Annotated in this window: 12 protein-coding genes and 1 pseudogene; 8 read left to right on the top strand and 5 right to left on the bottom strand. The window is 71.6% G+C overall.

Going from position 1 to position 12,827, the window contains the following annotated elements:
* Positions 1-35: 35 nt before the first annotated feature.
* Positions 36-398 carry a DUF4180 domain-containing protein gene (locus ACZ5WC_RS18150; protein WP_468541726.1) on the bottom strand — a complete coding sequence of 121 codons (363 nt, stop codon included), beginning with the start codon at positions 396-398 and terminating at the stop codon, positions 36-38.
* Positions 391-885 (bottom strand): helix-turn-helix domain-containing protein, encoded by a 495-nt coding sequence (locus ACZ5WC_RS18145; protein WP_468541725.1) that lies wholly within the window; start codon positions 883-885, stop codon positions 391-393. Before ACZ5WC_RS18145 ends, ACZ5WC_RS18150 begins: the two co-directional genes overlap by 8 nt.
* A gap of 183 nt (positions 886-1,068) precedes the next feature.
* Between ACZ5WC_RS18145 and ACZ5WC_RS18140 the strand changes: the two genes are divergently transcribed.
* The 3 genes and pseudogenes from ACZ5WC_RS18140 (at position 1,069) to ACZ5WC_RS18130 (ending at position 2,461) form a co-directional block, all read left to right on the top strand.
* A complete protein-coding gene (locus ACZ5WC_RS18140; RefSeq protein ID WP_468541724.1) occupies positions 1,069-1,503 on the top strand; it encodes a hypothetical protein in 435 nt (144 codons plus the stop codon).
* A gap of 209 nt (positions 1,504-1,712) precedes the next feature.
* A pseudogene (locus tag ACZ5WC_RS18135) lies at positions 1,713-1,871 on the top strand (DUF6381 family protein); the annotation flags it as partial.
* Positions 1,872-1,954: 83 nt separating this feature from the next.
* The gene (locus ACZ5WC_RS18130; protein WP_468541723.1) at positions 1,955-2,461 is read left to right on the top strand and encodes a GNAT family N-acetyltransferase; all 507 of its coding nucleotides are present in this window, start codon (positions 1,955-1,957) and stop codon (positions 2,459-2,461) included.
* 585 nt (positions 2,462-3,046) lie between these two features.
* Here ACZ5WC_RS18130 and ACZ5WC_RS18125 read toward each other — a convergent pair.
* The gene (locus ACZ5WC_RS18125) at positions 3,047-3,790 is read right to left on the bottom strand and encodes an ABC transporter substrate-binding protein (protein ID WP_468541722.1); all 744 of its coding nucleotides are present in this window, start codon (positions 3,788-3,790) and stop codon (positions 3,047-3,049) included.
* Positions 3,791-3,890: 100 nt separating this feature from the next.
* Entirely contained in the window at positions 3,891-4,403 is a 513-nt protein-coding gene (locus ACZ5WC_RS18120; protein ID WP_468541721.1) for a DinB family protein, read from the bottom strand.
* 100 nt (positions 4,404-4,503) lie between these two features.
* Between ACZ5WC_RS18120 and aac(3) the strand changes: the two genes are divergently transcribed.
* A complete protein-coding gene (gene aac(3) / locus ACZ5WC_RS18115) occupies positions 4,504-5,358 on the top strand; it encodes an aminoglycoside 3-N-acetyltransferase (RefSeq protein WP_468541720.1) in 855 nt (284 codons plus the stop codon).
* Positions 5,359-5,366: 8 nt separating this feature from the next.
* Here aac(3) and ACZ5WC_RS18110 read toward each other — a convergent pair whose 3' ends face one another.
* The gene (locus ACZ5WC_RS18110) at positions 5,367-7,772 is read right to left on the bottom strand and encodes a polysaccharide lyase 8 family protein (RefSeq protein ID WP_468541719.1); all 2,406 of its coding nucleotides are present in this window, start codon (positions 7,770-7,772) and stop codon (positions 5,367-5,369) included.
* Between the two features lie 316 nt (positions 7,773-8,088).
* On the opposite strand from ACZ5WC_RS18110, the gene ACZ5WC_RS18105 reads away from it, so the two are divergent.
* From ACZ5WC_RS18105 to ACZ5WC_RS18090, 4 genes are all read left to right on the top strand, one after another.
* Positions 8,089-9,204 (top strand): substrate-binding domain-containing protein, encoded by a 1,116-nt coding sequence (locus ACZ5WC_RS18105; protein ID WP_468541718.1) that lies wholly within the window; start codon positions 8,089-8,091, stop codon positions 9,202-9,204.
* A 216-nt stretch (positions 9,205-9,420) separates the two neighbouring features.
* Positions 9,421-10,725 carry an ABC transporter substrate-binding protein gene (locus ACZ5WC_RS18100; RefSeq protein ID WP_468541717.1) on the top strand — a complete coding sequence of 435 codons (1,305 nt, stop codon included), beginning with the start codon at positions 9,421-9,423 and terminating at the stop codon, positions 10,723-10,725.
* A gap of 120 nt (positions 10,726-10,845) precedes the next feature.
* Positions 10,846-11,838: a carbohydrate ABC transporter permease gene (locus tag ACZ5WC_RS18095; RefSeq protein ID WP_468541716.1), complete on the top strand. Its 993-nt coding sequence runs from the start codon at positions 10,846-10,848 to the stop codon at positions 11,836-11,838.
* Positions 11,835-12,782: a carbohydrate ABC transporter permease gene (locus ACZ5WC_RS18090; RefSeq protein ID WP_468541715.1), complete on the top strand. Its 948-nt coding sequence runs from the start codon at positions 11,835-11,837 to the stop codon at positions 12,780-12,782. The genes ACZ5WC_RS18095 and ACZ5WC_RS18090 overlap by 4 nt, the downstream gene beginning before the upstream one ends.
* Positions 12,783-12,827 lie beyond the last annotated feature (45 nt).

The following is a 12,827-nucleotide window of genomic DNA, read 5'->3' as shown; positions in this document are numbered from 1 at the left end:
GGGGCTGCGGCCGGGGGTGCGCCGCCGGACAAGTCCTAGGCCAGCCGGGCGGCGAGGGCGTCCAGGTCCGGTAGGAACCAGACGTCCCCGCCCCGGTTGGCCTCGCGCACGAGGTCGGGCAGGGCGGCGCTGGCCGAGAGGTGGCGGCCGATGTCCCCGAGGACGACCAGGCGCAGCCGGTAGGCCGAGAACTTCTGGAGCACGTCCCCGGCGAAACCGGTGCTGAGGTCGAAGAAGCGGTCGTCCAGGCGCGCGGCCGGCACGGCCACCACCTCCGCGCCCTGGAAGGCCATGCCGATCAGCTGGTCGAGGGCGTCCTGGACGGTGGCGATCTGCACACCGTCGGCGTCGCACACCAGGACCGGTACGCCGTGGTGCTCCTCGATGGCGTCAGCCATGGTCTGCCCCCTGTCCGTTCTCCGTGGAGGGGAACAGGCCGCTGTCCGGGCCCGTCACGCTGTCGATCAGGTGCAGCAGCTCCGCAGTGGTGGCGGCGCCACCGAGGACGACGATCTTCATTCGGGCTCGTTCCTGGTCGTAGACGGTCTGGATGCGCAGGGAGTCCGACGGGCTCCGGGCGGACTGGGCGCTCGCCGTGACCAAGGTGCCCAAGCGGCGTGCTGCGTCCGGGGCGAGCCCGTCGATCTGGACGATGCTGGACACCTCCAGGTGGCCGCGTGCCGGCGCGGAGGCCGGACCCGGGGCGGCGTCGGCGGTCCGGCCGGTCAGGGCTTCGAAGTCCTCCCGGCTGATCCGGTACTGCTTGCCGATCCGGACGGCCTTGAGCTTTCCGTCGCGGACGTAGTTCCGGACGGTCCGCACATGCAGGCCCAGCCGTTCGGCCACCTCGCCGATCGAGTACAGCTCGCGTTCATCGCTCTCCATGCTGCTGAATCATAACGTAAAAGACTCTATGGATGGTTTCTTAGGGAGTGATAGAGAACATTAGGGATGTGGGCGGTTGCCGTCGGCCTCCTCCGTCCGGGCGGCCCACCGGCGGGAGTGACGCCGCTCGGGGTAGGAAGGTGGGCAGGTGATCCAACGCCTCCATGCCGAGAAGGAGCCCCGATGAACGCCCAAGCGCGGCCGCCCGCCCCGCGGCACCGGCGCCCGGAAGGCGTCAGCGACACCACCGTCGAAGCCCTCGGGGCCCTCTCGAAAGCGCTGGAGACCGCCGAGCGGGCCCGAGGTGCCCTCTACGATTTTCATCAGCTCACCGGGAGTGCCGACCTCTGCCTCGACGATGCGGTGCGCCTGCTGCGCGAGGCCGGGCACGGGCCGCAGGCCGAGCAGGTCGAACGGGAGATCCTCGGCCGCAACGTCATTCCCGGGCACTGGACGTTCCAGATCGTCGAGGAGTACAACGCGACCTACTACGACGTGTTCCGGGCGATCGAACGGCAGATCAGACAGGAACTCGCCGAAGGCCGCGACCACCTCTACGAGGCCGAGATGAAGGGGGCCCGCCGGACCGAGGGCCACCCCGCCCACACCGTCGACTGACCGTCCGGTCCACGCACGGTCGTTCGCCCCTGAGTGTCGGTTCCCGCCAGGAGCCCCGTCGGCAGCCCCGCCAGGAGTCACTGAGCGTAGCCGCACGAGATGCGGACCGGACCGGCTCCGGTGACGCTGGTGCTCCGGTCGCGCACCCGACGCCGGTCGCACGCACCGCGCGGGCCGCCGACGGAGGACCCACGACGGAGGACACCCGTATGAACCTGCCCGACACCCCGGTGGAACGAGCCCGCCGCACCCGTGAACGCGCCGAGGAACTGGACCGCGCCGCCGACCGGGCCACCGACCCCGAACACCGCAGGCGGCTGCGGGAGAAGGCCCTGCGGCTGCTGAGGGAGGACTCGGCGGCAGGCCCCCGCCCCTCAGGGGAACCGGCCCCCCGACCCGCGGGCGAAAGGCGTTCGCCGAGGGGGGTACGGCCCCGGTAGCGTCACCGCCTGTGACCCCGACTCTGCGCACCCGCAGGCTCCTGCTGGAGCCGTACGCCCCTGAGGACGAACAGGCCTTCGTCGCCCTGTTCCAGGACACCAGCGTGTCGTGCTGGATGGGCGACGGCCCCGCCTCCGAGGCGGAGGACCGTGCCCTGTTCGGACGGGTTTTCAGCAAGGTCTACGCCCAGGACCTGTTCGCCGTCTGGGCCGTTCGACGTGAAGGTCTCCTGGTCGGGCACGCGGAGATCAAGCCGACCGAGGCCGTCGGCGGCGGCCACGAGATCATCTACGCCCTCGCGCCGACGGCCTGGGGGTACGGCCTGGGGACCGAGCTGGCACAGGCCCTCGTCGCCCACGGCTTCGAGACCCTCGGGCTCACCGAGGTGCACGCCACCGTCGCCGCGGCGAACCAGGCCTCGCTGACACTGCTGGCCCGCATCGGCTTCGAGCACGTACGGGACATTGAGGAGGACGACGGCAGCACCACTCGCGTGCTGACCCGCCGCCGCTCCTGAACGGGCGAGGCGATCCGTACCCCGCCCGTCACCCTTCGGCCCGTCCCCGCGGTGACCGGGTCCGCGAGGCGCGTGCCCGGTCCCGCTGCATCGACGAGGCCATCGTGCTGTACACGTACGAGGCCGATGCCGTCTTCACCTCGCGCCCCTGGCCGGTCCGGGGCGGGGACCGGACCGTCAACTTCCTTCCCCCGCAGCACGACATGTACGGCTGTCAGCGCGACCAGACGCTGCGCATGATGAAAACCGGCCTCACCGGCAATCGAGATCCCGCCCCGCTCTCGAAGCCGCACGGCACGTGCACGGCTGCTACGGCTCCGGCTCCTCCAACGTGCAGGCGGGCCACCGGCGCTGCACGGGCTCGTCCGACGGCAACCCCGCCCGCCTGCGGCAGCATCCGGCGCAGGCCCAGGACGCACGCTGAGTCCGGACCCCCGGCAGCGCCGACCGGGCCCTCGAACAGGTCCGGGCCTGCGCCGCCAGGGGCGACCCGCGCTGGGCCGCCGAACTCGCCTCCACGTCGCCTTCGCCGACGCCGAACGGCCCCCCCGTCTCGCCCTGGACCACCGGGCGCCGTGAGGAGATTCAGCCGACGGGCGCGACCGTCGCGCCCTCGACGCCATGACGCTTGAGAGCGCCGGCGACGAAGCCGCCCGCCTTCATCTCCTCCACGAACGCCGCCAGCAGCTCCTGCGCCGCCGCGCCCCGCCCCTCGGGGGTGCCCATGGCCTGCTGGATCACCATGAACCGCCCCGGCAGGACCCGTACGCCGGCAGCCCGCGCGGCCTCGCCCTCCAGCAGCTGCCGGATACCGGCCGCCACCTCCACCTCGCCCGCCCGCAGGGCGGCGAGCGCGGGACCGGCCCCCTGGAACCGGACGATCTCCGCGCGCCGGATCTCGCGCGTGAGGAAAAGGTCGTACGCGGACCCCGAACCGACCGAGATCCGGGTTCCCTCGCGGTCCACCTGGCCGTTCTCGGTGACCGGGGACGCGTTGGGCACCAGATAGCTGCCCTCGATGAGCACGTACGGCGCGGTGAACCGGAGCCCCTCGCCGCGCGCGGGGTCGACCGCGAAGAAGCCGAGGTCCGCCCGGCACGCCTTCACCGCGTCCACCGACAGCGCGGCCCGCTCGAAGACCACGAGCTCGACCGGCACCCCGAGCCGGCGCCCGAACTCCCGCGCCAGGTCGACGGAGACGCCGGCCGGCTCACCGGTCTCGGCGTCCCGGCCCGCCAGGATCGGGTTGCCCAGATTGATCGAGGCCCGCAGGGTGCCTCCGGGCGCGAACGTGGAGACGAGGTCGGGGGAGACCGGCTGCTGAGTCATACGGCCGAGTCTACGAGGCGGCCCGTCGGCGCTCCGCGGACTACGCCCGCACCACCGGCGCTCCGTGAAACCACGGCCTGCCCACGGGAGGTGCGCGCGTTCAGGCGCCCACCGTCCCGTCCACCCCTTCGCGCAGCAGGTCCGCGTGCCCGTTGTGGCGGCCGTACTCCAGCAGGACGTGAACCATGACCATCCGCAACGAGACGTCCTTGCCCCACCGGGGCTGACGGCCCGGCAGGTCCAGCGACGCCGCCTCCCGCTCGATGCGGCGCGAGGTCGCCACCTCGGCCTCCCAGGCCGCGAACGCCTCGGCGCGGTTCGAGGCGCTCGCGTCGTACGCGGCCTGGAAGTCGAAAGGCTCCTGCGACCACACCATCGGCGCATCGCCGTCCTCGAACACCCGCCGGAACCAGGCGCGTTCCACTTCGGTGAGGTGCCGCACCAGAGCCAGCAGCGACAGCGTGGACGGCGGCATCGACCGCTCGCGCAACTGCTCGTCGCTCAGCCCGGCGCACTTCATGGCCAGAGTCTCGCGGTGGTAGTCGAGAAAGGCCCGCAGAGTCTCGCGCTCGCTCCCGGACAGGGGAGGCCCGACCCGGTCGTCACTCGTCATGATCATGTTCCTCGGTCCGTGGTGCCGGCCGACAGTATGACCGTCCCGCGCCTGCGGGGCAGCCGGTTTCCCCGTACGTAGCGTCCTAGGCTGTGGGGGCATGGACGTACATGAGCTGCTGCGGCGCTCCGGGGGACCGGTGACGCGGGACCGGATCAGGGACGATCTGGCCGCGCTGGGCCTCGGCCGGGGTGACACCGTGATGTTCCATACGCGGCTGTCCGCGATCGGCTACGTCCCGGGCGGCCCCCAGACCGTCATCGACGCCCTCCTCGACGTGGTGGGCACGACCGGCACACTGATGGTCTCCTGCGGCTGGAACGACGCCCCGCCGTACGACTTCACCACCTGGCCCCGCGCCTGGCAGGACGCCCTGCGCGCCCACCACCCCGCGTACGACCCGGAGCTCAGCGAGGCCGAGCACGGCAACGGCCGTCTCCCGGAGGCCCTGCGCCGCAGGCCCGGGGCGGTGCGCAGCCGTCACCCCGACGCGAGCCTCGCGGCGCTCGGCCCGTCGGCGGCCGCGCTGATGGCCGACCACCCCTGGGACGACCCGCACGGCCCGGACAGCCCGCTGGCGCGCCTCGTCGCGCTCGGCGGACGGGTGCTGCTGCTCGGGGCGCCCTGGGAGACGATGACGCTGCTGCACCTCGCGGAGTCGCTGGCCCGGGCGCCCGGCAAACGGTTCGTGACGTACGAGCAGCCCGTCCAGGTGAACGGCGAGCGGGTCTGGCGCACCTTCCATGACATCGACTCGACGGACGGCGCGTTCGACTACTCCTCCGTCGTGCCCGCGGGACAGGACCCCTTCGCGGTCATCGTCCGGAGCATGCTCGATGCCGGCATCGGCCGGGACGGCACGGTCGGCGCCGCCAGGAGCTGTCTGTTCGAGGCCGGCCCCGCCGTCGGCTTCGGCGTCCGCTGGATCGAGGAACACCTGAACACCTCCGTGTGACAGGCCGCTCAGGAGAGCCGCACCTTCACCGTCTGCGTCGCCCCGCGCGTACCGGAGAGGTCGCCGAAGACCAGCCGCAGCGACGCCCCGGTGGCCGCCGATGTCACGGTCGACGGCTTCGAGACGACCGAGGCGACCACCCGGTCCCACGTGAGGGTCAGGCTCGTCCGCATGCGCATGGGGTCGCTGACGCACACGGTGGCCGTCCCGTCGGCGTGTTCGGTGACCATCACCGAACAGGGGGCGTCCGCCACCAGCGGACCGACGCTCCCGCCGAACCAGAAGTTGACGGCGGTCAGCCCGATCGAGGGGACCGCGACGCCCTGCTGGTCGTCGGTGTTGGCGAGCACCCGCAGCCAGTTGCTGTCCGCCGCCCGCGCCGCGGTCCGCTGTTCGGTCGCGCCCGGCAGCACCTGGTACGCGTAGGTGGCGTCCGTCGGGTTCTGGCCGTGGTCGAACCAGAGGGTGAGGTATTTGCGCGAGACCGGGTCCGTGGAACCCGCAGTGTTGATGTCGCTCCAGCGCCCGGTCCGCTTCTCCCGCAGAGCCTGCACGGTGGCCCCGCCGGGGAAGACGTAACCGCCGTGTCCGGCGAGATGCGCCCAGGAGGTGTCGGCCAGCGTCGCCGACCAGGGAAGGGTGATCGGTGTGGCCGAACCGCCCACGGTGAAGGGGGCGTTGCCCACCGGCCCCAGGTTGCGGTTGTCGACCGTGCTCTCCACGGCCGCGCCGTCCCGGCCGTGGATGCCCGCGCCCAGGCACACCACGGTGTCGTCGAGGAAGAACCACGACTTCTTCGCCATCAGCGTGCTCGACAGCCCCTTCAGGTACTGCCCCACCGCCGCGCGCTTCTTGTCGGTGACCCCGCCGACCCAGTTCACATCGGGCAGGGACGCGCCCCAGTCACCGCCCGCCCCGTCGGCCAGCGGCTTGCGTGAGGCCGTGGTGCCGGGCAGCCGGTAGGGGTCCACAGTGGGCCAGAAGGCGTCGCTGTACTGGCCGTTGGCGAACGTGTCGCCCCACCAGTAGAGCATCCCCGCCCCGGTGTGCCAGCCGCGTAGATTCTCGCCGTTGCCGGTCTCGTAGTAGGTGATCCGCCTATCGGCCATGCTCAGCGCGGCGGCCCAGCCGGGGCGGCGGTGGGTGGCCCGGGCCATGTCGGGGAAGAGCCGGTGGCCGTCCGGCTCGGGCACCGCCGTGAGCGAGGCGTCGTCCAGGACGCTCTTGATCCGGGCCAGCGAGGTCAGCCCGAGGGAGGGGTTGCTCAGCGGCGGGCTGTAGTAGTCGCGTTGCGCCCAGCCCTTGACCAGCCCCCGCCAGCGGGCGTTCTCGGCGGCCGACGCGCCCCGGCCGAGCAGCACGATCGACGCGAGGACCGGATGTCCGCGCCGGTGGTCGTCGCCCTCGCCGCGGCTGATGGCCCGGCCCGCGACGGAGTCCATGACAAGACCGTTGTAGAGGAAGGGGGCCCAGGCGTTCTCCACCGCGTCGAACACCACCTGCCGCTGCGGGTCCGTGACCTCCCACGCAGTCCCCTTGAGCAGCGCGAACAGCAGCCCGAGCCCGCCCAGCATCACCGATCCGTAGCTGCCGGTGTAGGGCACGGTGGTGTGCTGGATGAACGAGCCGTCGGCGTAGAGCCCGTCGCCCTTGGTCACCAGCGGGAAGACGGGGGAGAGGGCGTCCCGGGCCAAGGCGATCTTCGCCGAGGTCCCGCCGACGACCCCCCGCAGGGCCAGCACCCGGCACAGATCGACCCGGTTGGCCCCGGTGCTCGTCCCGGTGTACGAGGCGACGGCGGAGTCCGGTACGAAGTGGTCGACCGCGGCGCAGTAGCGCGCGAGCCGCTCCGGGGTGAGGGCGTCGTACAGCAGCACACACACGTCCAGCAGGGCCTGGGGCGCGCCGATCTGCCAGCTGTACCAGTTCCCGTACCGGGTCTGCTGGTCGTTGTACACCTGGCTGTGGAGGTGGTCGAGGCCCCTGATCACGGCTTCGCGCAGTCCGGCGTCCCCGGTCAGCCCGGTGCCCTGCTGGCGGTAGGCCTGCGCCATGGTGCTGAGGCGACGGAAGCTGTCGGCCATCCGCCCGGAGAGGACGTACGACTCGGGGTCGGTGTCCGGGTCCGGGTCGGCGAACACGGCGTCGGGCCACAGCGATCCGTCCGCCGGGGCCATGGTCTCCAGCAACTGCCGGGCCTGCGTGCCGAGGTCGGCCAGCCGGCTCCTGAACGGTTCGGCGGTCGGGCTGAATCCCTCGCCGAGGATCAGCGCGCTCCACGTGGTGCGCAGGGCGGTGTACGGATCGTCGGCGGCGGCGGCGTGGGGCGCGGGGAGCACCAGCGCGCCGCCGCCCGCGGCCGTGAGTGCCGCGGAGGTGGCCAGAAAGGTACGGCGGGACCAGGCAGAAGTCATGGGAGGGCTCCGGGTCGGTGACGTGTGTCCGGGGGGAACCGGTGCGCCGAGTGCGGACCTGATCCCGGTATCCGACTGTTCTGAGCGGGCGGCCACTTTCTAGCAGTCGCCGGACGACTCGCTCAATGACTTTGGCTGAATTGATCGTATCGATCGCTTGCGGGGGCGTGTAAAAGCGCGCGGAGCGCGATCGGGTGGCCACCGGTCCCGAACTCGCCGCATCGAGGCAAATCCGTGCTCGGATCGTTTCGAGCGGATGTGATCGATATGGTTGTCACAGGTCAGAGCCCAGCCGTCTCCGAGCCCAGGGGGATCCATGCGACTGCACGTCGACCAGCGCCACGAACGAGTACTGGAGCTCGTCCGCGAGCGGGGCAGCCTGCGCGTCGCCGAACTCGCCGCGGAACTCGGCATGTCCGCGGTCACCCTGCGCCGGGACGTCGAGGCACTGGCGGCCCAGGGGCTGGTGGAGCGGCTGCACGGTGCCGTGGTGTGGCCCTCGGGACAGCCCCGGCCCGCACCCGCCGCGCCCTCCGCCGAAGGGCTGGTGGTGGGCATGGTGGTGCCGACCACCGAGTACTACTACGCGGATGTGGTGCGCGGCGCCCGGGAGGCCGTCGAGGCCGCGGGTGCCCGGTTGACCATCGGGCTCTCCCGCTACCTCCCGGACGAGGACGCGGCCCAGACCCGCCGCCTGCTGTCCACAGGAGCCGACGGGCTGCTGCTCACGCCGAGCTGGGAGCACGGCTGCCCGGAGCAGGGCGAAGGACTGTGGACGGTGGAGCAGGAGACACCGGTGGTGCTGGTCGAGCGCTGGGCCCCGCTCGGCCATCCGGCGGCGGGCCTGGACCGGGTGCGCTCGGACCACGCCCACGGGGCCGCCGAGGCGGTGGCGCACCTGGCCGGGCTCGGCCACCGGGCGATCGCGCTCGCCGTGCAGGACAGCCCCACCGCCCCCCGTCTCAAGGTCGGCTACCGGGCCGCGGTCGAAGCGCTGGGACTGAGCCCGGTCCCGGCCTCACCGCTGGAGAACACCCCCTCGCGAACGGAACAGGACCGGTTCGAACGGACGCTGGAGTACCTCTGTGAGGGCGTGGCGAACGGCCATGTGACCGCCGCGATCGTGCACAGCGACGCCGACGCGATCGTCCTCATCCCCCGGCTCCAGGCCCGGGGCGTACGGGTGCCCGAGGACCTCGCGGTGATCGCGTACGACGACGAGGTCGCCTCGCTCGCCGACCTGCCGCTCACCGCCGTGGCCCCGGACAAGCGCGCCGTGGGCGCCGCCGCCGCACGGCTCCTGCTGTCCCGCCTCGGCGCGTCGGACCCGGATGCGCCGGCCGCCCGCACAGCGGGCCCCGGAGCCCGCCGCCACCTCGACATCCTGCCGGCCCTGCGCATCCGGGTCTCGTGCGGAGCCGCCGCTTCCTGACCGGGCGTCAGTCCAGGATGCCGAGAGGGATGCCGGTGCGGGACGCGGGGCCCTGCGGTGAGGTGATGTCGACGGGCAGCGGGGCCGCACCCCACTGCCTTCGTGATCGATTCGATTGAATTGGTCATTTGCTCTTGACGGTGATCGGTTCTGCGCAAAATGATGTGTGGCGTTCGCCTCATCTCCCGCAGTCCGAGGTCTCGTAGGAGTCGGCCCATGCCCCGTAACGCCCGTACGTCCCGCATCGCCCTCGCGGCGTCCGCCGCTTCCCTGACCCTGCTCGTCACCGCCTGCGGCGGCTCGGGATCGGACTCCTCGGCCCCCGGCGACGGCGAACCCGTCACCCTCACCTTCTGGTCGGCCACCGCGGGCGCCAAGGAGACGGCCGACGCGTTCAACAAGGCGCACACCGGCATCAAGGTGACGTTCTCACTGGTCCCGGCGGGACCTGAGGGCGTCACCAAGCTGTCCAACGCGGTCAAGGGCGGCAACGCCCCCGACGTGGCCACCATGGACTACTCCGCCCTGCCCGAGTACGCCAGCGAGGGCAACCTGGAAGACCTCACCTCCGGCTCCGGCGACCTGGTGAGGGAGGAGTTCCCCGAGGCGGTCCAGTCCCTGGTCAACCTCGGCGGCTCCACCTGGGCAGTGCCCTTCGACGTCACGCCCATTCAGCTCTTCTACCGCAAGGACCTGTTCAAGAAGCACGGGGTCGACGTGCCGAAGACCTGGGCGGAATACCGTACGGCCGCCGAGAAGATCCACCGAGGCGACCCGGACATCACCATCACCAACTTCGGCGGCGGCGACCCCGCCCTGCTCTCCGGCCTGGCCTGGCAGGCGGGTGCCCAGTGGTACGGCACCGAGGGCGACGCCTGGAAGGTCAACATCGACGACCCGGCCTCCCGGAAGGTCGCCGCCTACTGGGACGGCCTCCTCGCGGACGGCCTGGCGTCCAGGACCCCGCTGTGGGGCGAAGGTGAGACCAAGGAGCGTGCCACCGGGAGGGTCGCCACCATCATCGGCGCCGCCTGGAGCGCGGGGAACTTCCCCGTCAGCTACCCCGACGCCAAGGGCAAGTGGGGCATAGCCCCGCTGCCGACCTGGGACGGAAAGCCGAGCACCGGCATGTACGGCGGAACCTCCTACGTCGTGCCCAAGGGCAGCAAGCACACCGAAGCCGCCGCCGAGTTCATCAAGTGGGTCACGACCGAACCCGAGGCGATGACGGCCCGCCTCAGCTCGCTGAAGACCCCCAGCAGCGCCCTGCCCGCCAACGAGGGCATGCGAGCCGCGGCGGCGAAGGAGTTCGACAACTCCTACTTCGGCGACCAGGACGTCTACGCCCTGGCGGGTGAGGCCGCCGACACCATCGTGCCCGGCTGGACCTGGGGCCCGGTGCAGCAGCAGGTCACCTCGGCGCAGCTCGCCGCGGGCGGCGACCACACCAAGATGCTGAACACCGGACAGGCGAAGGGCGAGAAGGCGGTCACCGACCGCGGCCTGAAGCTGGCCCGGTAGCCGCGCGCCCGGCCCGGGACGCACCGTCCCGGGCCCGCCGACGCCCGCAGGACGGCCACCGCACCGAGGCCCGACCTCCGGCCGTCCCCTCTCCCTCCCGACCAGCCGAAGGAGCATCAGGTGGCAGCCCCACTCGCCCGGCCGGCCAAGACCCCGCCGCCCCGGCCCGCACCGCCGGCGGCCGGCACTGCCGGACCGGGAAGGCCCGGCGCCCCGGGCGGCCCCGGCACCCGCAGCGGACAGCGCCGGGCCGTGGCGCTCTTCACCGTGCCGTTCTTCGCCCTCTTCATCGCCGTCACCGTCCTGCCGTTGCTCTACGCGGGGTGGATGAGCCTCTTCCGCGAGGAGTCCTCCGGCCTCGGATTCGGCGGAACCGAGCGCGTTTTCGCCGGGTTCGGCAACTTCACCGAAGCCCTCGGCGACGAGGCGTTCCTCCGCTCGTTCGGGAACATCGCGCTCTACTGCGCGCTGTACATCCCCGCCATGGTCGGCGGTGCGCTCATCCTCGCCCTGCTCGTCGACTCGACCATGGCCCGCGCCCGGCGCTTCTTCCAGATCGCCTACTTCCTGCCGCACGCCGTGCCCGGCCTGATCGCCTCGCTGATCTGGCTCTACCTCTACACCCCGGGCCTCAGCCCGGTCACCGACGCCCTCGATGCGTTCGGCGCGAGCTGGAACTTCTTCGGCGAGGACGAGGCGATCCTCTCGGTCGTCAACATCTCCGCCTGGCAGTGGACCGGCTACAACATGATCATCTTCTACGCGGGTCTCCAGGCCGTTCCCCGCGAAGTGCTGGAAGCCGCCACCGTCGACGGAGCCGGAGCCCTGCGCACCGCCCTCCAGGTCAAGATCCCGATGATCCGGCCGACCGTCGTCCTGACCCTGCTCTTCACCTGCGTCGGCGCCATCCAGCTCTTCGACGCCCCCAAACTCGTACAACTGCGGGCCAACACCATGGGCGAGGACTGGTCACCGACCATGTTCATCTACACCGCCGCCTTCAAGGGCCATGACTACGGCCTGGCCGCCGCGAGCTCGCTGCTGCTCGCCCTCGTCGCGGGCCTGCTGTCCTTCGTCGTCACCAAGCTCGGCAACCGGTGGAAGGCCTCATGAGCACCCAGACAGCCACCCCCGACGCCCCGTCCGACCCCACCCGGAGCACCCGGAGCACCCGGACCGCCCGCCGCACCGCGCCACGGCCCCCCGTCCGCGGAGGCCGCACCGGGAGCCTCACCTCACGGGTCGTGGTCAACACGGTGCTCGCCGTCGTCGCCGTCTACACCCTGATGCCGTTGACCTGGCTGCTCATCGCCTCCACCAAGAGCTACCGGGACCTGTTCGCGACCAACCCGTTCAGCCTGGGCGACTTCGCCCTGCTGTCCAACCTGGAGGCCCTCTTCGCCCACAACGACGGGGTGTTCGTCCGCTGGCTGCTCAACAGCCTCCTCTACACCGTCGTCGCCTCCGGACTCTCCACCCTGATCTCGGTCGCCTGCGGCTATGCCTTCGACAAGTACGCCTTCCGGGGCCGGGAGAAGCTCTTCGGGGTCGTCCTCGTCGGCGTTCTCATCCCCTCGACCGTCGTCCAGCTCCCGCTGTACCTGATGGCCTCCGAACTCGGCCTCGTCAACACCTACTGGGCCGTCCTGATCCCCAGCCTCGTCAACCCGTTCGGCGTCTACCTGGCCCGCGTCTTCTCCGAGGGGTACGTCCCCGACGAGGTCCTGGAAGCGGCCCGGGTCGACGGGGCGGGGGAGGTGCGGACCTTCGTGAAGGTCTCCCTGCCGATGCTGGCGCCCGGCTTCGTGACCATCTTCCTGTTCTCGTTCACCGCCGGCTGGAACAACTTCTACGGCGCGCTCATGATGCTCAACGACGACCGGCTCTACCCCGTCAACCTGGGCCTGTTCATGTGGAACCAGAACGTCTACCAGCAGCCCGAGCTGTACCCGCTGGTGATCATCGGGTCGCTCGTCGCCGTCGTCCCCCTGATCGTCGCCTTCCTCTGCCTCCAGCGCTTCTGGCGCTCGGGCCTCACCGCAGGAGCCGTCAAGTGAGCCACCCCGCCCCGTCCCGGCGACCCCGCCCGCGCACCGTCCTGG

The sequence above is a fragment of the Streptomyces sp. NPDC033165 genome (assembly GCF_055577965.1).
This window is presented reverse-complemented; position numbering and strand designations above follow the sequence as displayed.

Coding starts and splice junctions, on each gene's coding strand:
- ACZ5WC_RS18150 (WP_468541726.1), bottom strand. CDS start 398: ATGGCTGACGCCATCGAGGAGCACCACGGCGTACCGGTCCTGGTGTGC.
- ACZ5WC_RS18145 (WP_468541725.1), bottom strand. CDS start 885: ATGGAGAGCGATGAACGCGAGCTGTACTCGATCGGCGAGGTGGCCGAA.
- ACZ5WC_RS18140 (WP_468541724.1), top strand. CDS start 1,069: ATGAACGCCCAAGCGCGGCCGCCCGCCCCGCGGCACCGGCGCCCGGAA.
- ACZ5WC_RS18125 (WP_468541722.1), bottom strand. CDS start 3,790: ATGACTCAGCAGCCGGTCTCCCCCGACCTCGTCTCCACGTTCGCGCCC.
- ACZ5WC_RS18120 (WP_468541721.1), bottom strand. CDS start 4,403: ATGACGAGTGACGACCGGGTCGGGCCTCCCCTGTCCGGGAGCGAGCGC.
- ACZ5WC_RS18110 (WP_468541719.1), bottom strand. CDS start 7,772: ATGACTTCTGCCTGGTCCCGCCGTACCTTTCTGGCCACCTCCGCGGCA.
- ACZ5WC_RS18105 (WP_468541718.1), top strand. CDS start 8,089: ATGCGACTGCACGTCGACCAGCGCCACGAACGAGTACTGGAGCTCGTC.
- ACZ5WC_RS18100 (WP_468541717.1), top strand. CDS start 9,421: ATGCCCCGTAACGCCCGTACGTCCCGCATCGCCCTCGCGGCGTCCGCC.
- ACZ5WC_RS18090 (WP_468541715.1), top strand. CDS start 11,835: ATGAGCACCCAGACAGCCACCCCCGACGCCCCGTCCGACCCCACCCGG.